Origin of the sequence: Agromyces agglutinans (genome assembly GCF_009647605.1) — a bacterium.
Classification (GTDB): domain Bacteria; phylum Actinomycetota; class Actinomycetes; order Actinomycetales; family Microbacteriaceae; genus Agromyces; species Agromyces agglutinans.
The window spans coordinates 270467-289908 of the sequence record NZ_WJIF01000004.1; the positions used below are offsets into that span (position 1 = coordinate 270467).

Annotated in this window: 24 protein-coding genes; 13 read left to right on the forward strand and 11 right to left on the reverse strand. The window is 74.3% G+C overall.

The window, feature by feature from the left end:
- The first annotated feature begins 62 nt into the window (after positions 1-62).
- The 3 genes from GE115_RS09825 to GE115_RS09835 all read left to right on the forward strand — a co-directional run bounded on the left by GE115_RS09825 (position 63) and on the right by GE115_RS09835 (position 1658).
- Entirely contained in the window at positions 63-356 is a 294-nt protein-coding gene (locus GE115_RS09825) for a DUF6412 domain-containing protein (RefSeq protein WP_153684607.1), read from the forward strand.
- Positions 357-452: 96 nt separating this feature from the next.
- Positions 453-1232, forward strand: a complete 780-nt coding sequence (locus GE115_RS09830; RefSeq protein WP_153684608.1) for a YidC/Oxa1 family membrane protein insertase — start codon at positions 453-455, stop codon at positions 1230-1232.
- Between the two features lie 84 nt (positions 1233-1316).
- Entirely contained in the window at positions 1317-1658 is a 342-nt protein-coding gene (locus GE115_RS09835) for a three-helix bundle dimerization domain-containing protein (RefSeq protein WP_153684609.1), read from the forward strand.
- A 27-nt stretch (positions 1659-1685) separates the two neighbouring features.
- Here the strand turns inward: GE115_RS09835 and GE115_RS09840 are convergent, their stop codons facing one another.
- Positions 1686-2102: a hypothetical protein gene (locus tag GE115_RS09840; protein WP_153684610.1), complete on the reverse strand. Its 417-nt coding sequence runs from the start codon at positions 2100-2102 to the stop codon at positions 1686-1688.
- A gap of 122 nt (positions 2103-2224) precedes the next feature.
- On the opposite strand from GE115_RS09840, the gene GE115_RS09845 reads away from it, so the two are divergent.
- Positions 2225-2446 (forward strand): three-helix bundle dimerization domain-containing protein, encoded by a 222-nt coding sequence (locus GE115_RS09845; RefSeq protein WP_153684611.1) that lies wholly within the window; start codon positions 2225-2227, stop codon positions 2444-2446.
- Between the two features lie 120 nt (positions 2447-2566).
- Positions 2567-2839: a GlsB/YeaQ/YmgE family stress response membrane protein gene (locus GE115_RS09850; protein ID WP_153684612.1), complete on the forward strand. Its 273-nt coding sequence runs from the start codon at positions 2567-2569 to the stop codon at positions 2837-2839.
- Positions 2840-2908: 69 nt separating this feature from the next.
- Here the strand turns inward: GE115_RS09850 and GE115_RS09855 are convergent, their stop codons facing one another.
- Both GE115_RS09855 and GE115_RS09860 read right to left on the reverse strand, forming a co-directional pair.
- Entirely contained in the window at positions 2909-3649 is a 741-nt protein-coding gene (locus tag GE115_RS09855; RefSeq protein ID WP_153684613.1) for a glutamine amidotransferase, read from the reverse strand.
- Positions 3646-4371 carry a LysR family substrate-binding domain-containing protein gene (locus tag GE115_RS09860; RefSeq protein WP_153684614.1) on the reverse strand — a complete coding sequence of 242 codons (726 nt, stop codon included), beginning with the start codon at positions 4369-4371 and terminating at the stop codon, positions 3646-3648. The genes GE115_RS09855 and GE115_RS09860 overlap by 4 nt, the downstream gene beginning before the upstream one ends.
- Before the next feature lie 193 nt (positions 4372-4564).
- On the opposite strand from GE115_RS09860, the gene GE115_RS09865 reads away from it, so the two are divergent.
- Together GE115_RS09865 and GE115_RS09870 are read left to right on the forward strand one after the other, a co-directional pair.
- Complete coding sequence (locus tag GE115_RS09865; RefSeq protein ID WP_153684615.1) at positions 4565-7054, forward strand: M1 family aminopeptidase; 2490 nt, start codon at positions 4565-4567, stop codon at positions 7052-7054.
- 109 nt (positions 7055-7163) lie between these two features.
- Positions 7164-7562: a DUF5997 family protein gene (locus GE115_RS09870; RefSeq protein ID WP_216648811.1), complete on the forward strand. Its 399-nt coding sequence runs from the start codon at positions 7164-7166 to the stop codon at positions 7560-7562.
- 27 nt (positions 7563-7589) lie between these two features.
- Here GE115_RS09870 and GE115_RS09875 read toward each other — a convergent pair whose 3' ends face one another.
- Entirely contained in the window at positions 7590-8222 is a 633-nt protein-coding gene (locus GE115_RS09875; protein WP_153684617.1) for an alpha/beta hydrolase, read from the reverse strand.
- A 51-nt stretch (positions 8223-8273) separates the two neighbouring features.
- Here GE115_RS09875 and GE115_RS09880 point away from each other — a divergent pair, with 51 nt between their 5' ends.
- A complete protein-coding gene (locus GE115_RS09880; RefSeq protein ID WP_153684618.1) occupies positions 8274-8852 on the forward strand; it encodes an NUDIX hydrolase family protein in 579 nt (192 codons plus the stop codon).
- Between the two features lie 30 nt (positions 8853-8882).
- On the opposite strand, the gene GE115_RS09885 is transcribed toward GE115_RS09880, so the two are convergent.
- The 4 genes from GE115_RS09885 to GE115_RS09900 all read right to left on the reverse strand — a co-directional run bounded on the left by GE115_RS09885 (position 8883) and on the right by GE115_RS09900 (position 12518).
- Positions 8883-9383: a GNAT family N-acetyltransferase gene (locus tag GE115_RS09885; RefSeq protein ID WP_153684619.1), complete on the reverse strand. Its 501-nt coding sequence runs from the start codon at positions 9381-9383 to the stop codon at positions 8883-8885.
- 92 nt (positions 9384-9475) lie between these two features.
- Positions 9476-11041: a DEAD/DEAH box helicase gene (locus tag GE115_RS09890; RefSeq protein ID WP_153684620.1), complete on the reverse strand. Its 1566-nt coding sequence runs from the start codon at positions 11039-11041 to the stop codon at positions 9476-9478.
- A 242-nt stretch (positions 11042-11283) separates the two neighbouring features.
- The gene (locus tag GE115_RS09895; protein ID WP_153684621.1) at positions 11284-11913 is read right to left on the reverse strand and encodes a DUF1684 domain-containing protein; all 630 of its coding nucleotides are present in this window, start codon (positions 11911-11913) and stop codon (positions 11284-11286) included.
- Positions 11910-12518, reverse strand: a complete 609-nt coding sequence (locus GE115_RS09900; RefSeq protein WP_216648809.1) for a hypothetical protein — start codon at positions 12516-12518, stop codon at positions 11910-11912. The genes GE115_RS09895 and GE115_RS09900 overlap by 4 nt, the downstream gene beginning before the upstream one ends.
- Positions 12519-12604: 86 nt before the next feature.
- Here GE115_RS09900 and GE115_RS09905 point away from each other — a divergent pair, with 86 nt between their 5' ends.
- Complete coding sequence (locus tag GE115_RS09905) at positions 12605-13912, forward strand: coiled-coil domain-containing protein (RefSeq protein ID WP_153684622.1); 1308 nt, start codon at positions 12605-12607, stop codon at positions 13910-13912.
- A 35-nt stretch (positions 13913-13947) separates the two neighbouring features.
- A complete protein-coding gene (locus GE115_RS09910; protein ID WP_153684623.1) occupies positions 13948-14514 on the forward strand; it encodes a hypothetical protein in 567 nt (188 codons plus the stop codon).
- Positions 14515-14526: 12 nt separating this feature from the next.
- Here the strand turns inward: GE115_RS09910 and GE115_RS09915 are convergent, their stop codons facing one another.
- The 3 genes from GE115_RS09915 to GE115_RS09925 all read right to left on the reverse strand — a co-directional run bounded on the left by GE115_RS09915 (position 14527) and on the right by GE115_RS09925 (position 17078).
- Positions 14527-15147 carry a CGNR zinc finger domain-containing protein gene (locus GE115_RS09915; RefSeq protein WP_153684624.1) on the reverse strand — a complete coding sequence of 207 codons (621 nt, stop codon included), beginning with the start codon at positions 15145-15147 and terminating at the stop codon, positions 14527-14529.
- Positions 15148-15225: 78 nt separating this feature from the next.
- Entirely contained in the window at positions 15226-15753 is a 528-nt protein-coding gene (locus tag GE115_RS09920; RefSeq protein ID WP_153684625.1) for a SprT-like domain-containing protein, read from the reverse strand.
- Between the two features lie 77 nt (positions 15754-15830).
- On the reverse strand, positions 15831-17078 hold the full coding sequence (locus tag GE115_RS09925; protein ID WP_153684626.1) for a PQQ-dependent sugar dehydrogenase: 1248 nt from the start codon (positions 17076-17078) through the stop codon (positions 15831-15833).
- Between the two features lie 56 nt (positions 17079-17134).
- Here GE115_RS09925 and GE115_RS09930 point away from each other — a divergent pair, with 56 nt between their 5' ends.
- The 3 genes from GE115_RS09930 to GE115_RS09940 are packed head-to-tail and all read left to right on the forward strand — an operon-like array spanning position 17135 to position 19421.
- A complete protein-coding gene (locus tag GE115_RS09930; protein ID WP_312855061.1) occupies positions 17135-17884 on the forward strand; it encodes a LamB/YcsF family protein in 750 nt (249 codons plus the stop codon).
- Entirely contained in the window at positions 17881-18531 is a 651-nt protein-coding gene (locus tag GE115_RS09935; protein ID WP_312855054.1) for a 5-oxoprolinase subunit B family protein, read from the forward strand. The genes GE115_RS09930 and GE115_RS09935 overlap by 4 nt, the downstream gene beginning before the upstream one ends.
- Positions 18528-19421 carry a 5-oxoprolinase subunit C family protein gene (locus GE115_RS09940; RefSeq protein WP_312855055.1) on the forward strand — a complete coding sequence of 298 codons (894 nt, stop codon included), beginning with the start codon at positions 18528-18530 and terminating at the stop codon, positions 19419-19421. The genes GE115_RS09935 and GE115_RS09940 overlap by 4 nt, the downstream gene beginning before the upstream one ends.
- Positions 19422-19442: the final 21 nt, after the last annotated feature.

The following is a 19442-nucleotide window of genomic DNA, read 5'->3' on the forward strand; positions in this document are numbered from 1 at the left end:
GCGTGTTAGCGTGGCCGACGTGCCGCGCTCCGCGCGGCGAGCGAGACCCGGAGGGAGCCGACGTGATCGAGACGTTCGTCGCCCTCTGGCGTTCGCACCAGGCCGTCCTTGAGATCGCCCTGGCCTCCGACTCGGGCCTGACCGCGATGCTCGTCGGCGTGGTGGGCGCCGCAGCGCTCGCCGTGGTGATCATCACCTCGCGCGCCGTGCCCGCGCTCGTCGCGGCCGATCCCGCCGGGGCCTCGCAGCGTCTTCGGCAGACCGCCGATCCGTGGCGCCTCCTCTCGCAGAGCGACCCCGACGCGCCCGGACGCGCGCGCCCCAGGGCGCCCGGTCGGGGCATCCCGGCCGCGTAGTCGCCGCCTTCGCGCACCCCGTGCCGGGGTGGCAGCGGCGAGCCCGCGCGGCCAGACGGATGCCGATATCCGACCGACCGCAAGGAGCGCACGCTCATGGACCTCTACGCCTTCCCGCCCATCGCCGCCGTCCTCGACGGCGCCTACGCCCTGCTCATGGGCCTCGCCGGCCTGCTCGAGCCGCTGATCGGCGTCACCAGCGCCGCCGCCGCGATCGTGCTCGTCACGCTGATCGTGCGCGCCGCGCTCATCCCGACCGCCGTATCGATGTCGAAGGGCGAGCAGGCGCGCGCCCGGCTGGCCCCGAAGCTGCAGGCCATCCAGCAGAAGCACCGTGACAACCCCGAACGGCTGCAGCGAGAGATGATGAAGCTCTACGCCGATGAGGGCACGTCGCCGCTCGCCGGTTGCCTTCCGATGCTCGTGCAGGCGCCGGTCGTCGGCGTGATCTACGCCCTGTTCATCCTGCCGACGGTCAACGGGCACCCGAACGACCTGCTCACCGAGACGTTCGCGGGCGTGCCCCTCGGCTCGAGCCTCGTCGGCGAAGTCGTGCACGGTACGCTCACGGTCGCCGACCTCCTGGTGTTCGGCGCGGTCATCCTCGTGATCGCGGCCATCGCCGAGGTCACCCGGCGGGTGTTCCGTCCGGTGCCGGCCGCCGCCGCGCAGCCGACTGCGGCCCAGCCGGCCGCCGTGCCGCCCGGCCTGCTGGGCGCGCTGCAGTTCCTGCCGTACCTGACGGCGGTGATCGCGGCGTTCGTGCCGCTCGCCGCCGGGCTCTACCTGATGGTCACCGTCGCGTGGACCCTCGTGCAACGGATGCTCCTGCGCCGGCGCTTCCCGCTGCCCGTGCCGCCGCAGGCCACGGCATGACGGGGCCGCGAGGCCGGCGTCGTTCACCCGTTCGTCGCCTGCGAAGCCTTGCCCGGCCGGTGCGCGGCGGTCGACAATGCACGGATGGGAGATCCGGTGGAGCAGCACGCCATCCAGAACGTCGTCGAACGACTCGACGCGCGCTACCCGTCGCTGGGCCGTGCGCATGTGCGGGCCGTGATCGACGAGGAGGTCACCCGGCTGGCCGGCAACCCGGTCCGCGAATACCTGCCCGCGCTCGTCGAGCATGCGGCCGACGAGCGGCTGCGGCAGGAGGCCGATCCCGTCGCGGTGGTCGACGACTCCGGCCGCGCCGCTGTCGTGGCCGACGACGGAGACCAACTCGACCCGATGGAGGTCGAGCGGCGCGCGCGCGAGCAGCGCGCCGGCTTCCTCTTCGGCGACCTCGGCGGCGGGCCGGCCTGAACCGATCCGGCGCCGGAGTCGGGGCGGTCAGGACTGTTGGAGCGCGGCCTCGAGGGCAGCCTTGTCCATGCGGGAGTAGCCGCGGACGCCCTTGTCCTTTGCCCGGGCTCGCAGTTCACGGAAGCTCGGCGCGTCGGCGGCCTCTGGTGCGTCGGGTGCGTCGGCGGCGGGCCGCGGCTTCGGCACGGCCTTCGACCCGGCCTTCGGCGCGTCTTTCGGCGCGGCGTTCGGCCGCTCCGGCTCGCGCCGCTCCGCGCTCCGCGCGTCGCGCTTCGCGGTCTTGCGAGCGGATTTCTCGGCCGCTTCCAGATCGCGACGCAGGTCGCTCGCCTCGCGGCGCGACTGCCGTTCGAGCTTCGCCACGGCGCGTTCGGCTTCGGTCACGGCGGCCCTGGCCTCGGCCAGCGCCCGCTTCGCAGCCTTGACGACCTTCTTCTTCGGCATCGTCGCCCCCTCGGGGTTCGTCTCGAGACCTTCTCACCGTACTCCGCGGGCGCGCCCGGGCACAGAGGGCCGTCGCCCGATCCTGAATTGACAACGAACGCGCGGGCGCTGAGACTCGCACCATGGGCAGCGGAACCTCCCGACCGGAAGACAGCGAACAGCGAAGCGTCGATGAGGTCATCGGTCGCCTCAGCGAGAAGTACCCCGACATCGATCCGGCCCTGATCCAGGGCATCGTCGCGGAAGAGCACGAGGCGTTCGACGGGCGCCCGGTGCGCGACTTCGTGCCCGTGCTCGTCGAGAAGAAGGCGAAGCAGCGCGTGAAGGCGCTCGCCCGGGCCTGAGGGCTTCCCGCTCCTCGGCGACTGTGCGCGCCCCGTAGCGCGCCCGACGGGTACCACGCAAGGGGTTGTCGCGCACCGGCGCCGGTGGTTTCCTGAGGCATCCGAATCGAAGGAGTTCACATGAGTTTCCTCGGCTTCCTCCTCCTCGGCCTCATCGCCGGGGCCATCGCCAAGCTGATCCTGCCCGGCAAGCAGGGCGGCGGGTGGTTCATCACGCTGCTGCTCGGCGTCGTCGGCGCCCTGCTCGGCGGGTGGCTCGGCAGCCTCATCCTCAACCGGCCGCTCACCGAGTTCTGGGATCTCGGCACCTGGCTGCTGGCGATCGCCGGCGCGATCATCGTGCTGCTCATCTACGGGCTCATCGTCGGCCGCCGCGACCGCACGGCCGCCTGACCCCGTCTCACTCGATCCGCGAACGCCGAGACCCCGGCCCGACGGCCGGGGTCTGCGGCGTGCCCGGAATCAGGCGTCGGCGAGATCGACGAAGCGGCGCAGCATCCGCTGCGGCTCGCTGATGGATGCCGCGGCCAGGCGCTCGCGCACCGCGGCGAGCTCGCTCGCCGGGAAGTAGCCGTGGTGACGGTACACCTGGGCGCGGGCCGCGAAGTCGGCGGGGGTCACCTCGGGGTGGAACTGCGTCGCGTAGACCCGGCGGCCGGCGCGGTAGAGCTGCACCGGGCATGCCGCCGACGACGCGAGCAGCGTCGCGCCGTCGGGCAGCCGGGACGTCGATTCGTTGTGCGCGGCCAGTGCCTGGAACCGGGGCGGCAGGCCCGCGGTGAGCGGATCGGCGAGACCGGCGTCGGTCAGTCGGAGCTCGACGGCCGCGGCCTGCTCGGGATGCTCCCGCCCCACTTCGCCGCCCAGCACGCGCGTCAGGACGCCGATGCCGAAGCAGGTGAACAGCACGGGCAGGTCGGCCTCGAGTGCATGCTCGGCGAGTCGGGCCAGGTCGGCCTCGACGCGCACCTGGACGGGATGCTTGCGGTGTTCGGGCGTGGCCACGTTGAACGGGCTGCCGCCGACCATCACGCCCGCGAATCCGGCGAGGTCGACCGTCTCGAGCGGGTCGACGTCGAGGCGCAGGTGCTCGAGCCGGCCCGCGTCGAGCCCGGTGGCGCCGCGGAAGGATTCGTACTCGGGCCCGACCGCCTCGACTTCTGGCCGCGCCGACACCAGCAGGAACGGCCGCGGACCGGTCATCGACCCCTCCGGGTGTTGCGCTGCTTGGCGCCCCGGCCCGTGCGCGGGGCCGGCCCGCCGGTCTTCCCGCCCTTCGCGGACTTGGCGCCATTCTTGCCCTTGCCGCCCTTCGCGGCCTCGGCCGCGCGTCGCTCGGCGGCCGCGCGCTTCGCGGCCTTCGCCGGCGAGAGCGCCGGCTCGTCGCCGGCCTGCCCGCGCGAGCTCTTCGCGCCGCGGCCGCGGATGACGCCGACCAGCTCCTGGATGTCGTCGTCGTCGCGGTCGACGCGCCATACGAGCGCGATGCGCGTGGGCGGGGCATCCGTCACGGTGACGGCGACCACGTCGCGACGGTGGTGCAGCCGCGCGACGCCGTGCGGCAGGATCGCGTAGCCGGTGCCGGCGGCGACGAGTTCGACGGTCATCGCGGCCTCGTGCTGCACGGGCGCCGCCGGCTCGCCCTCGAGATCGGCGAGCACGATCGACTCGGCCTCGGCGAACGGATGCTCCTTCGGCAGCACCGCGACGGCGACCTCCTCCCACAGGGGAATGGCGTGCAGTCCCTCGGTGGGCACCGGCAGGCGCACGAACGCGACGTCGTGCGAGCCGTCGACGATGCCGTCGAGCTGCGCCGACTGCTCGACCCGGGTCGCCTCGAGGGGAAGGTCGGGGCGGAGATCGGCCCAGGTGCGCAGCCAGCGCCCGGGGCTCACGCCCGCGACGTAGCCGAGCCTCAGGGTCATCCGGTCAGCCTACCGGCCGGTGCTGGAACGCCCATTCCCCTGCGCGTGCGAACCGAATATGGTCGAGCCAGGTGCCGGCGCACCGATCGACGACGATCGCAACGCGCGCGGCACACTGCCGAAACGTCTCGCCGATACCGTTCGAACGCCCGCCCGGTCGGCGTGGCGCGGTAGCCCAACCGGAGGAGCCTCGATGACATCCCCAACCCGAATCCGCGAACGGGGCCGCAGCGGCCTCCGTCGCTCGCTCGCTCTCGCGGCACCCGGCCTGCTCGTCGCCGGGCTGATCGCCATGGGCCCCGTCGCGCCGGCCGGTGCCGCCGAGCCCGTCGACGGAGCGCGCACCTCGACCGATCCGATGTTCCCGAACGTCGGCAACGGCGGCTACGACGCGCTCGACTACGACGTCGCCATCGCCTGGACTCCCGACGCTGCGCAGACCGGCACGACGATCACCGGCTCGATCGTCGCATCGACCACGATGACCGCGACGGCGCCCGCACCGCTGCGGAGCTTCTCGCTCGACTTCGAGGGGCTCGAGGTCGACGCCGTGCGGGTCGACGGCGTGCCGGCCGCCTGGGTCCGCGACACCGACCCCGACGCGATCAAGTACAAGTTGGTCGTCACGCCGGCGACGCCCGTGAGCGGCGAGTTCACGGTCACCGTCGACTACCACGGCGTGCCGAGCTCCCACACCGACCTCGACGGCTCCTCAGAGGGCTGGAACGGCACCTCCGACGGCGCGATCATGCTCGGCCAGCCGATCGGCTCGATGGCGGGGTATCCGCACAACAACACGCCGGCCGACAAGGCGACGTACACGTTCACCCTCGACATCCCGACCGTGCTGAACGACGTCTCGGGCACGGCACCCGGTGCGGGCGCCGCTGTCGGCAACGGCGAGCTCGTCGCGCGCACGCCGTCGGCCGACGGCAGCCGCACCACCTGGGTGTGGGAGCAGGCGAGGCCGATGGCATCCGAACTCGCGATCGTCTCGATCGGCCGGTACGACGTGATCGAGGCGCAGTTCGAGCTCACCGACGGCCGGGTCATCCCGTCGTGGTCGTTCATGGACTCGGCGCTGTCCGAGGCGAACAAGACCCGCATCCGCGACCGTGCCGCGCAGCTCGGGGCGATCATCCGCAACCTCGAGACGCTGTACGGCCCGTACCCCGGCGGCAGCACGGGCGTCGTGGTCGACACGGTCCCGGGCGGCATCAACTACGCGCTCGAGACGCAGGACCGCTCGTTCTTCCCGTCGACGAACTCGGTGGCCGGCAACACGCTGATCCACGAGCTCGTGCACCAGTGGTACGGCGACAACGTCTCGCCGACGACCTGGACCGACATCTGGATCGGCGAGGGCATGGCCACGTGGGGTCCCTCGTACTACAACTCGGCCGAGGGCTTCGGCACGGGCACCACGCCGAGCGAGACGACGTACTTCAACTCGTGGAACGGGCAGGCCGCGAGCAGCCCGAACTGGTCGATCCCGCCGGGCTCGCAGACCGACTCGGCCGAGCTGTACGGCTACCAGACCTACACGCGCGGTGCGCAGTTCTGGGCCGCGCTGCGCGTGGCGATCGGCGACGACGCGTTCTTCGCGCTGATCGAGCAGTGGCAGACGCGCTACGCCGGCACGAGTCGGACGGGCGCCGACCTGAAGGCGCTCGCCGAGGAGCTGTCGGGCCGCGACCTCGACGCGTTCTACGCCGACTGGATCCTCGAGCCGGGCAAGCCGGCCTGGCCCGAGAAGCTCACCGTCGAACTCGTGGCCGACGCCGCGTCGAGCGTGCTCGCGGCGGGGGACGTCGTCGGCTACACGCTGCGCGCGACGAACACCGGGCCGGTGCCGCTGGCGAGCTCGGTCGTCACCGTCGACCTCGCGGAGGTGCTCGAGCGGGCGGCGATCGACGCCGGCGAGCTGCCCGACGGCCTGACGCTCGACGGCACCACGCTCGCGTGGACGGTCCCCGAGGCGGCGGTCGGCGCACCCGTCGTGACCGTCTCGTTCGAGGCGACGGTGTCGAAGGGCGCGCCGGGCGGGGCGATGACGGCCACGGCGTCGGTCGCGACCTTGGGCGGTACGTGCGCGAGCTGCACATCGACGCTCGCGGTCGACACCGAGCGGCCCACGGCGACGCTCGTGTCGCCGTCGACCGCGGGGCCGTTCCAGTCGCTCGCGGTGCAGGTCGACGCGACCGACGACCAGGGTCTCTCGCGCATCGTGGCGAACGTGTACCGGGACGGCAAGCTCGTGAAGAGCACGCAGTCGGCCGTGGCCGGAGGCGCGACGAGCGGCACGCACACCGCGACGGTGCCGCTGGCCGACGGCGCCTACACCGTGAAGTTCAACTCGCAGGACCTCGCGGGGAACATCTCGAAGACCGGGACGTTCGGATTCACCGTCGACGCGACGGCGCCCACCGTGACGGTGAAGGACGGCCCGTCGTTCACCGTGCCGACGGGCGACACCTACGACCGCGTCAGCTACAAGCTGCACGACGCGGGCAAGGTCGACCGCGTGAGCATCAACGGCGTCGTGAAGGACCTGAACGACCACGCGTGGTCCGACGTGAACTTCCTCCGCCCCGGCGTCTTCGGGGCCGTGCGCGGCGCGAACACCCTCGTCGTGTACGACGTCGCGGGGAACGCCACGACGCTGACGTTCACGCTGAACTGAGGGAGCGGGCCGGCCGGTCCCTTCGACCGGCCGGCCGGGCCTCGGCGGGCCCGCCGCGGACCGGCCAGCTCCCAGCGGCATCGGCTACCGTATGAGGGTGAGCCAGTCGATGAAACCTGAGAACGCGGCGAAGAAGCTCGGCATCCTGCTGGAGGCCGCGCCCGAGTCGTTCCGCGAGGGCACGGTGACCCGCGACGAGCTCGCCGCACTGCAGGCCGACCCGCCCGAGTGGCTCGCCACGCTGCGCCGCGAAGGCCCGCACCCCAAGCGCGTCGTCGCCGAGAAGCTCGGCATCTCGAACTCGGGCCTCGCGCGTTCGGGCATCACCGACCCGCTGACCACCGCCGAGATCAAGGCGCTGCTCGCCGCTCCGCCCGAGTGGCTCGTGACCGAGCGCGCGACGCAGGCGGCCGTGCGCGCCGAGAAGGTGCGCGTCGCCGAGCGCGACAAGGAGCGCGCCGCGCGCGGGGCATCCGATGCCCGTCGTTCCGGAGGCGGCGGGGTCTGACGCTCCGCCCGCCGGTCCGGCGCCGCGTCAGGCGGCGTACTGCGCACGCACGAACGCCGTGACGTCGGCGAGCTCGGCCTCGGAGACCGAGTGCGCGACGCCCTCGTAGATGCGCTCGTCGAGCGACGAGTGCGCCGGCAGCCAGGTGCGCGTGTGTTCGACGGCATCGCCCGGGATCACCGTGTCGGCCGTGCCGCGCCCCCAAAACACGGGCGGTGCGAGTTCGGCGAGGCGATCGTCGGCCTCGCGCTCGCCCGGGAGGGCGAAGCCCGCCAGGCTGACGGCGTACGAGAAGCGATCGGGGTCGCGACGCAGCAGTTCCAGCGCCATCGCACCGCCCTGCGAGAATCCGAGCAGGCCCACGGATGCCTCGCCCGGCCACACCCGGTCGAGCCAGTCGATCACGGCGGTCGTGGCCGACTGCGCCTGATCGACCGAGCGCTGGCGGCCCTCGTCGAGGAGCGCGAACCAGGCGTGTCCGAAGTCGGCGGCGATCGGGGCGCGCAGCGACGCGATGACCGGCTGCAACGGCAGGTAGGGCGCGAGGCCGAACAGGTCGCCCTCGTGCGAGTTGTACCCGTGCAGGAGCACGAGCAGCGGCCGCCCCTGCCGGTCGGCGGGGGAGGCCGACCAGAGGACGGCGTCGTCGTCGATGCGCATCAGAGCAGCGTACGCCACGGCGTCGAGCGCCCGGTGAGGCAGAATCGACGCATGAGCGTGCGCACCCCGGACCCCGATTGGCACGACGACGAGCCCGACGACCGAGCCCCGGCGAACCCCGGCTGGCTCACCGATCTCGAGCTCGCCGAGGTGCGAGGCCGCCTGCCCCTCCTGTACGTCGAGGCGGTGCCGGTGCGCGTCGACGGGCTCGGCCAGGTCACCGAGGTCGGGCTGCTGCTGCGCGCCAACGCGGTCGGCGAGATGACCCGAACCCTCGTCTCCGGGCGCGTGATGTACGGCGAGACCGTGCGCGACGCGCTCTTCCGCCACCTCGAGAAGGACCTCGGACCGATGGCGTTCCCGCTGCTGCCCGCGAGCCCGGTGCCCGCGGCGGTCGCCGAGTACTTCCCCATGCCGGGCATCACGCCGTTCACCGACGAGCGCCAGCACGCGGTGTCGCTCGTCTACGTCGTGCCCGTGACCGGCACGTGCGAGCCGCGGCAGGACGCGCTCGAGGTGACCTGGATGCCGCCGCAGGAGGCCGTCGCCCAGTCGGTCGGCGACGAGCTCGAGGGCGGCCGCGGCGTGCTCGTGCGGCAGGCGCTCGCGTCGGTCGGCGCGCTCGGGTAGCTCCTCGACCGCCGGCCGCCGGCCGCCGCGTCAGCGGACCAGCCGCACCTCGTGGATCTCCTCGCCGAGGAACGGCTGCACCTGCTCGGCCCCGTCGGGCGTGAACCCGTTGCGCGCGTAGAACCGGTGCGCGCGCGGGTTGTCGGACGCGACCCACAGGTACACGGGGTCCTCGCCGCACGCGGCGTCGAAGAGCTGCTGCCCGATGCCCGTGCCGTGGTACGCGTCGAGCAGGTAGATGAAGTACAGCTCGCGCTCGCGCGGCGGGTTCTCGTCGCGAGCGGGGCCCGAGCCGACGAAGCCCACGATCTCGCCGTCGACGAGGGCCGCGTACTGCGAGTACTCCTCGCCGCGCTCGGCGTAGTGGTTCCACAGTTCGGCCATGCGGCGCGGCGAGAGGTGCTCGAACGCGGCAGCGCTGATCAGGTGGTCGTACGTCTCGTGCCAGCAGGTCGCGTGGACGCGACCGAGGGCCTCGACATCGGAGTCGCGGATGGGGCGGACGACGGTGGCAACGACATCGGTGCTCATGCCACCAAGGGTAGGCGACGCCTCTCGAACTCCGAAATCGACGACGGCCCGCCACCGCGAGGTGACGGGCCGTCGGTGCTCGTGCGGCTGGATCAGCCCTGTGCGCGGCGGTTGCTGCGCGAGTTGCCCGAGGGCGACACGAGGCTGCCGACGCGCAGGGGCGCCTTGCCGCCGGAGGAGCGGTTGGAGGTGCTCCGCTGAGCGCCGGTCGACTGGGCGCCGCGGCCCTGGCCGCCGCCCTGCTTCGGGGCGTTCGCACGGGCCTCGGCGGGGCGGCCGGAACGGTCGCGACGGGGGGCGCTCGCGACATCCGTCTGACCGCCGTTGCCGCCGCGGCCGCGACCGCGACCCTGGCCGCCGCCCGTCCGCGCTTCGCCGCTGCGCTCGTCGCGAGCGGCGCGCTTGCGCTGGGCGTTGGCGCCCTGCGATCGACCGCCGCCGCCCTGGTGCTGGGTCTCGGCGCGGGGCGCGGGCTTCACGTACGGGGCGACGTCGCCCACGAGGGCGACGACGTTCCGCGACTCGGGGGTCACGCGCTCGGGCGTCACGCGGATGTCGGCCTTGCGGAGCAGCTTCTTCAGGTCGTCCATCTGCGACGGGATCGCGATGGTCACGACGTCGCCCTCGCTGCCGGCGCGGGCCGTGCGGCCCGAGCGGTGCAGGTACGCCTTGTGCTCCATGGGCGGGTCGACGTGGATGACCAGCTCGATGTCGTCGACGTGCACGCCGCGCGCCGCGACATCCGTCGCCACCATGACGTTGACCGAGCCGTCGCCGAACGCGGCCAGGTTGCGGTCGCGCTGCGGCTGCGACAGGTTGCCGTGCAGGTCGACGGCGGGGATGCCCTGCTCGGTGAGCTTCTTCGCGAGCTTCTTGGCCTGGTGCTTGGTGCGCATGAACAGGATGCGACGCCCGGTACCCGACGCGAGCGTCTTCACGAGGTCGTTCTTCGCTTCCAGGTCGTCGACCTGGAACACGTGGTGGGTCATCGCGGCGACGTGCGAGGTGGCCTCGTCGACCGAGTGCAGCACCTCGTTGTGGAGGAAGCGCTTGACGAGCTTGTCCACGCCGTTGTCGAGGGTCGCCGAGAACAGCAGGCGCTGGCCCGACTGGGGCGTCTTGTCCATGATGCGCGTGACGACGGGCAGGAAGCCGAGGTCGGCCATGTGGTCGGCCTCGTCGAGCACCGTGATCTCGACCGCGTCGAGGCTCGCGAAGCCCTGCTTCATGAGGTCCTCGAGGCGTCCGGGGCAGGCGACGACGATGTCGACGCCGGCGCGCAGCGCCTCGACCTGGCGCTTCTGGTTGATGCCGCCGAAGATCGTCGTGGTCTTCATGCCGTACGCGGCGGCGAGCGGCGCGAGCACCGCATCGATCTGCGTCGCGAGCTCGCGAGTCGGCGCGAGCACGAGCCCGAGCGGGCGACCGGGGCGGCGCTTGCCGCCCGCGAGCGAGGTGCCGAGGCGCGCGACCATGGGCAGCGCGAACGCGATCGTCTTGCCGGATCCGGTCTTGCCGCGGCCGAGCACGTCGCGCCCGGCGAGCGTGTCGGGCAGCGTGTCGGCCTGGATCGGGAACGGGGTGGTCTTGCCGTCGGCCTCGAGGACGGCGACGAGCGGTGCGGGCACGCCGAGCGTGCGGAACGTGGTTTCGGTCAAGGGGTGGTGCCTTTCGGGCAGGGTGCCACGGTCGGTCCAACGACTGCGAGGCAGCCGGTTCAGGGCCCGACGGTGGGAGCATGGCGAAGTCGCCGGTCGGCGAATCCGTTCGCCGTATGAATGAGTCATCGGGCCCGAAGCCCGGAAGCGTTCTACGACGCGGGCGACGCGGCAACGCGCACACCGTGGTCGAGCATAGCCCATGGGCCTGCGAAGGGCACTCAGCATCGCGGGCCGGCGCGTCAGCGGGGCATCCGCTCGCCGACCGGGATCTCCTCGGCCACCGTGTTGCCGGCCTGCGCGAGCGGGCACGACCACGACGGGTCGTACGCGCACGACGGGTTGTAGGCGAAGTTGAAGTCGACGACGATCGTGTCGTCGCCCGCACCCGCGCCGAGGTCGGCGCCCTTCATGGTGTCGAGCAGGTAGCGGCCGCCGCCGTAGGTGCCACCGGGCGCGCCCGCGAGTGCGTCCTTCACGGGCAGGAACAGGCCGCCCGCGTACCCGGCGACCCGCCACAGGTCGAGCGTGCCGGTCGCCGGCACGCGCACGGTGCCCACGAGCGTGAACGGGATCGGTCCGTCGGTCGCCGAGTCGACGACGATGCGCACGGGCTCGGCGGTGCGGCGCACCTCGAGCTCGAACCGCCAGTCGGGGTCGTAGCGCGAGACCGTGAGGCCCGTGAACCGCGCGCGGTCGTCGGGCAGCAGCGGCGACTGCGGATGCCCCGCGAACAGCTCGTCTCGCCCCGACCGCCACAGCTCGTGGCCCGCGGCCGGGTCGGTCGCGCTCAACTGGCGCACGCCCGCGTAGAGGCCCGCGACGCGGCGCCGCCAGTCGGCGAGCTGGAGCGTGCCGAGCGACGCGGTCATGCGGCGGTCTCCGTGCGGCCCGTCGTCGGCGCAGCACCGGATGCTCCGGGGTCGGCGCCTGCACCGGCGTCATCACCCTCGGCGGCGCCGGCGCTCGCGTCGACGGCGTCGGCCGTACCCGGCGGGTCGAACGACCACGTCGGCGCGAGCGCTCGCAATCGCGCACCGCGCCACTGCCAGAACAGCCAGGTCGGGTACCAGAGCGCCGCGTCGAGCACCGGCGCGCCGCTCGAGGCGAGGAGCCGGTCGCGGTAGAGCGTCCGTCCGCCGGGCAGCGGCGAGACGGCCATGCGGTGGTCCCACTCCGAGAATGCGGCGAGCGGCCCGGTGACCGCGCCGCCGCCGTCGCGGAGCATGCGCACGCCCGAGGGGATCGACGTAGGGTACGAGATGTCGACGACCTCCTCGCCCGCGGGCACGCGGCGGAACGCGAGCGCCCGCAGGCGGTGCCGCCCCTCGGGCCAGGTGGTGGGCAGGCCCCCGTCCTCGAGCGACGCGAAGTCGAGCCACGGGGTGATGACCTCGCGGAGCACGGCGGGCGACCGGATCGCGCGCCAGACGGCGTCGACCGGTGCGTCGAGCGTCAGCTTCAGGAGCACCCGCATGTGCCGAGCGTAGGCGCGACGCCCGACGCGGCCAAGCCGGAGAGGGGTTCGGGTCCCGGTCGGTTCGGCGTTCTAGACTCGCCCGCATGCTCGAGGCTGCGTGGTGGCTCCCGTCGGTGGTCGTGTTCGGCGCGGCCGCCGTCGGTGCCGTGCTCGTCATGGTCGGCGTGCGGCGTGCCGCCTCCCGTCGCGGGCAAGTCGAGCTGGATGCCGGGCGGAGGCTCGAGATCGAGGCGAAGGGCCTCATCGTGCGCGCCGACGAGAGCGTGCGCGAGGGGCGCCGCGAGGTCGCCTTCGCCGAGGCGCAGTTCGGCGCGGCCCGCGCGGCCCCGCTGCGCGAGGCGGTGGACCGGGCCGGGGGACTGCTGCGGGAGGCGCTGCTGCTGCAGCAGCGGCTCGACGACGCGGAGCCCGACACCGCCGCGGAACGTCGCACCTGGAGCTCGCGCATCGCCGACGGCTGCCGCTCCGCGATCGCCCTGGTCGACGCAGCGACGGCCGAGCTGACCGCCGCGCGCGCCGCCGAGCGCGACGTCGCCGACGAGCTGCCGGTGCTGCGCGAGCGGATCGCGCAACTGCAGCGCCGCCTCGCGACCGCGGATGCCGCGCTCGAGCATCTCGGCCGACGCTTCGCCTCCTCGACGCTGGCGGCGGCCGACGCCGATCGGCGACGGGCGTCGGCCGCCGTCGCCGAGGCCGGGGTGGCGGTCGAGGTGGCCGCGCAGCGCGCCGCCACGGCCGGAGCGGGCGATGCCGCCGAGGAGCCCGCCGCGGACCTGCTCGGCCGGGCCCGCGCGGCTGCCGAACAGGCGGAGCGCCGACTCGAGGCCGTCGAGCGCCTCGAGGCCGACCTCGCGACGGCCTCCGATGAGGCCCGCGCCGAGGCCGCACGCCTCGATGTCGAGCTGGCCGAGGCGCGCGCCCAACGCGACGGGCTGGCCGACGGCTCGGACGCCGCCGAACCCGGTGTCGCGGCCGCCGCGGTCGATCTCGGCGCCGCCCTGCGGCAGGCATCCGCCCTGCTCGCCGAACCGGCGCCCGCGCTCGCCGACCCGTTCCTCCTGCGAGACCGACTGCGGGCCGCGCGCGACCGCGTCGAGGCCGCCCGCGCCGATGCGCGTCGCGCGTCGTCGCGGCTGCACGGCGCCCGGTCGGCGCTCGGCGGAGCGCTGGCGATCGCCGAGAGCCGGATCCTCGTCGCGCGCGGACTCGTCGACCGCGGCCGTTCGCATGTCGGCGCCGATGCGCGCACGCGCCTCGCCGAGGCCGAGCGCCAACTCGTGATCGCCCGCCAGGAACCCGACCCGGTGGCCGCGCTCGACGCCGCCCGGCGAGCGGCCGCGCGGGCCTCCGACGCCGAGGCCCTCGCACGTTACGACGGATCACACGGCTGACGTCCGGCGGTCGCCGCCCCCGCTAGCGTGAGGGCATGACGAGCTACCCGCCCGCCTCGCAGGGCAAGTACCAGGTGCGCTTCGACCAGGGCGAGGCCGGCCTCGCCCGCATCGGCGAGGGCGTCGACATCGTGGTGTGGGTCGACGCGCTCGGCGGGGCATCCGTCGTCGAGCGGTTCGCGGCGCGCGCCGCGATCGCCGGCGACACGAGCGCCGGCGACGCGACCGTGCTCGCCGCCGACCTGACGGATGCCGCCGCCGTCGCGCGGTGGATCCTCGACGAGCAGGGGCGACTCGGCCGCCGCGCCTACCTCGCGATCGTGACGGCGGCCGACGAGGGGCTGCCCGTGTCCGACGTGCTCGCGGCCGGCGCGGTCGTCGACGCGCTGATGGAACTCGGCATCGACGACACGTCGCCGGAGGCGGCCGTCGCGGCCGCCGCGTTCACCGGACTGCGCCGGGCGGTGCGGCACTTGACCGCCGCGTCCGCCCAAGGGCGCGCAGCCGTCGCCGAGGGCGCTCCGCCCCAAGACCTGCACCGCCTCGCGTCGCTCGGCAGCGTCGAGACCGTGCGGGTGCTGCGCGAGGCATCCGCTCGCTGAACCGCCGAGGCGTCAGGCGGCCTGCTGCGCTCGGGCGTCCTTGCGGGCGCGATGCGCGCGAACCTTGGCGCGGTTGCCGCAGCGCTGCATCGAGCACCAACGCCGGCTCGCGGCCCGAGAGGTGTCGAGGTAGACGATCTCGCAGTCGGCCGCACTGCACTCGCGGATGCGCTCGAGCCCGGCCGGCTGGAACACGTCGACGGCCTCGCGCGCGATCGTGGAGAGGGCCTGGCCGACGGTCTGCACCGAACGGCCCGCCTGGCGTGAGCCGCCGGAGAGCGCGGGCGGGATGTCGGGCGTCGCCGCGTACAGGTTGACCACGTCGATGTCGGAGGCAGCGAGCGGCTCGTCACGGCTGGCGGCGAGCGCGAGCCGCGTGATCGAGTCGCGCAGTGCGACCGCGTCGAAGAGGTCGCGCGAACGCGCCGCGCCGACCGTCACGGGGAACCGCTCGCGCAGCCACGCGGTCAGGTCGTCGGGGCCGTGCAGTCGCTCGCCTTCGGCGTGCGTCCGGCCGAACGGGCCGGTGTACGCGAAGTCGAGCGCGAACGAACCCGAGTCGAACCACCAGCGCTGGCCGTCGTCGGCGTCGATCCATTGGCCCACGGGGATCGAGACGGTCGAGACGGTCATGACACCAGATTAATGGGTTGCCGACCCCTGCTCATGCCGCGCGCGGCATGCGAGACGGAGGGGAAGCCCCGGCTCGGACTACTGGGCAGGGGCCGCAGTCGCGGCAGCCTCGTGATCGGCCGCGCTCGCCGCCCGCCGGCGCATCGCGGGCGTGATCTCGCGCCGGCTCCAGTCGATGAGGTTGGCCCGATCGAAGCCGCGCCGGCAGAGCCCGCAACTCAGGGGACGTGCCGGCTCGCGGTAGCGGTAGTGCACGTGCCCAGCCGGGCACTGCCCGACCCACGGCGCGAGCTCGTCGGCGACCTCGCCGTCGTGCGTGCGGCGGCCGACGTAGCCGATCGAGGCCGCCACGTGCCGCCACTTCGGGCCGTGCCCGGCCCGGGGACCGGCGATCGCGTGCGCGACCTCGTGCAGCAGCACCTGGTGGATCTCGTCGTCGCCGTAGCGGGCCGCGAGGTAGCGCGAGACCGAGATGTGCTTGGTCGTGTAGTTGCACAGGCCCGCGCGCTTCTTGGCGTGGTCGAAGCCGAAGCTCCAGACGGCGGGGTCGAGGTGCATGCGGATGAGCGCGTCGGCCCACCGTCGCACCCGCTCGAGATCCGCCATGGCCACAGGATAGACCCGGCCGCCGTCAGGGCAACCCTGGCGCGGTCGCGCGCCATCGGCGCGCGATGCGGCCGCCGTCAGGGCCCGCCGAGGCCGACGCGCAGCAGCCGGTCGTCGCCCGCCGACGGCGAGCCGCGCCCGTCGGTGTTGTTGGTGAGGAACCAGAGCTCACCGGGCGGGCCGGGCACGACGTCGCGGAGTCGGCCGAACTCGCCCGCGAACCACGCCGTCGCGGTCGGGGCGATCGCGGGCCGCCCGGCCGCGGGCGCCACGCCCGACAACGGCGCGACGGTCCAGAGCCGCTCGCCGCGGAGCGAGGCGAGCACCGCGGAGTCGCCGACGATCGCGAGGCCGCTCGGACTCGCCTCGGAGGTCGCCCACTGCGCCACGGGGTCGGTGAACCGCCCATCGCCGGCCTGCCCCTCGACGATCGGCCAGCCGTAGTTCGCACCGCGCGTGACGAGGTTCAGCTCGTCCCAGGTGTTCTGCCCGAACTCGGCGGCCCAGAGGCGGCCGTCGGCGTCCCAGGCGAGGCCCTGCGGATTGCGGTGGCCGATCGACCAGGCGTGCGTGCCGAACGGGTTGCCCGGTGCGGGCGCGCCGGCCTCGGTCACCCGCAGGATCTTGCCCGCGAGGGATGCCGGATCCTGGGCGGCGTCGCGCTGCCCCGCGTCGCCCGTGGTGACGTAGAGGAAGCCGTCGGGCCCGAACGCGAGGCGACCGCCGTTGTGGTTGCCGGCCTTCGGGATGCCGGTGAGCACGACCTCGGGCTGGCCGAGCGAGAGGGAACCGGGCGCGCCCGTGAGCGGCATCCGGACGACGCGGTTGTCGTCGGCCGCGGTGAACGCCGCGTAGACGAGGTCGGGTCGTTCGCCGTTGCCCTGGAGGAACGCCAGCCCGAGCAGGCCGCCCTCGCCGGCGGGCACGACGCCCGGCACCTCGGCGACGACGCGGAGACCGCCGTCGGCGCCGACCTCGAGGATGCGTGCCGTGTCGCGCTCGCTCACGAGCACGCCGCCCTCGGGCAGTCGCACGACCGACCACGGGGCATCGAGGCCCGTCGCGATCTCGGCGACCGGACCGGACGGCACGAGCACCGGGGGTGCCGGTTCGGGCGTCGGTGCGGCCGGCTCCGACGACGGGGCGGACGAGCCGCCGTCGGGCGCGGGTGTGGCCGACGGCGTGGGCGCGGCGCCGCCGGTGCAGGCGGCGAGCGTCGCGGCGAGCGGCCCGACGACGAGGAGCGCGAGGACGCGGAGCGCGAGCCCGCGGAGCGCGAGCCCGCCGCCGCTCCGGCCGGTCCTCCGAACGCCTCGACGTCGCATGCCGCCTCCCCGCCCCAGTCTGACGCGACCCGCGCCAGAATGGGAGCGTGGCGACGATCGACCTGAACTCCGACCTCGGCGAGGCCGTGGGCGATCGGCTCGTCGCCGACGACGCGGCGATGTTCCCGCTGGTCACGAGCGCGAACGTCGCGTGCGGGTTCCACGCGGGCGACCCGGTCGTCATGCGCTCGAGCGTCGCGCTCGCGCTGGCGAACGGCGTCGTGCTCGGCGCCCACCCCGGCTATCGCGACCTCGACGGCTTCGGACGGCGCGAGCTCGGCACGCCGCCCGAGACGATCGCCGCCGAGCTCCTGGCCCAGGTCGGTGCGCTCGACGCCATCGCCCGGGCGGCGGGCGCGCGTGTGGCGTACGTCAAGGCGCACGGCGCGCTGTACCACCGGCTCGGGCGCGACCCCGAGGCGGCTGCGGCCTACGTCGACGCGATCGCGGCGCTCGACGACTCGCTCGTGCTGCTCGGCGCACCCGGAACCGCGCTCGAGGCGCGCGCGGCCGAGGCCGGCCTCCGGTTCGCGCGCGAGGCGTTCGCCGACCGCGGCTACCTCGCCGACGGCTCGCTCGTGCCGCGCGGCGAGCCGGGCGCCGTCGAGACCGATGCCGGTGCCGTCGCCGACCGTGCGGTCGAGCTGGCGACGACGGGCGCCGTCACCGCCGTCGACGGCTCCCGCGTCGAACTCGCCGCGGATTCGATCTGCCTGCACGGCGACACCCCCGGTGCCGTCGAGCTCGCGAGTCGGGTGCGGGCCGCGCTCGCCGCGGCGGGCGTCGACGTCCGGGCGTTCGCGTGAGCCGGCGCATCCTTCCGTCGGGCCGCGCCGCACTGCTGGTCGAGTGCGACGACCTCGACGACGTGCTCGCGCTGCACGACGCGCTCGACGCGTCGGCGCCCGACGGGCTCGTCGAACTCGTGCCCGCCGCGCGCACCGTGCTCGTCGCGGTCGATCCGCGCCGATTGCCGCTCGAGTCGGCAGCGAGCTGGATCCGGCGGGCGTCCTCGTCGTCGACGGACGCCTCCGACCGCATGGATGCCGCGGCGTCGGCCGAACCCGTCGTCGTGCGCGTGCGCTACGACGGCGAGGACCTCGCGGCGGTCGCCGCGGAACTCGGCCTCGTCGTCGACGACCTCGTCGCGCGGCACACGGCCGCGCGCTGGCGCGTCGCATTCATCGGCTTCGCGCCGGGCTTCGCCTACCTCGTCGGCGGGTCTCCGACCGACTGGCCGTTCGAGGTGCGCCGGCTCGCCGCGCCGCGCACCCGGGTGCCGGCCGGGGCCGTCGGGCTCGCCGGCGGGTTCAGCGGCGCGTATCCGCGGGAGAGCCCCGGCGGGTGGCGACTGATCGGGCGCACCGATGCACCGCTGTGGGATGCCTCGGCGCAGCCCCCCGCACTGCTCGCACCGGGTACGCGCGTGCGATTCGCGGCGGTCGGCCCGTGAACGGCCACCGGCCCGTGAACTCCGCGCCCGCGCCGGGAGCGCTGGTCGTCGAGCGGCCCGGCGCCCTCGCGCTCGTCGAGGACCTCGGCCGCCCGGGCCTCGCCCACCTCGGCGTCGCGACATCCGGAGCGCTCGACCGCGGCGCGCTCGCGCTCGCGAACCGGCTCGTCGGCAACCCCGACGGCGCGGCCGGGCTCGAGCTGGTCGCGGGCGGCTTCCTGGCCCGGTTCCGCGGCACGCACTGGTTCGCGATCGCCGGCGCGTGGGGCGAGGTCCGCCTCGACGGACGCCGCATCGCCCCCTACACCGCGGCTCGCGCCGCGGACGGCGCCGTGCTCGAGATCGGGCTCGCCGAGCGGGGCATCCGGTTCGTGCTCGCGGTGCGCGGCGGGCTCGACGAACCGGCCGTGCTCGGCGCTCGCGCGTACGACACGCTCGCGCGGTTCGGGCCGCCGCCGGTCGAGGCGGGCCGCGTGCTGCCGATCGGCGCGGAGCCCGAGGCATCCGTGCCCGTGCTCGATCGCGAGGCGGCGTACCCGCCGCCCGCCGGAGCGGTCACGCTGGCGCTGCTGCCCGGTCCGCGTGCCGACTGGCTCGGCGAGGGCGCGACGACGACGCTCTACGAGGCCGAGTGGCGGATGTCGGCGTCGGCCGACCGCGTCGGCGCGCGGCTCGAGGGTCCGGAACTGGCGCGGCGTCCGGGGGAGCTGCCCAGCGAGGCGACGGTCGCGGGCTCGATGCAGCTGCCGCCGTCGGGGCGGCCGACGATCCTGCTCGCCGACCGGCCGGTCACGGGCGGATACCCCGTGGTCGCGATCGTCGCGCCCGAATCGCTCGACCTGCTCGCGCAGGTGCGGCCCGGCCAGGCGGTGCGGTTCCGGCACGGATAGCGCGAGGACGCGGAGCCCGAC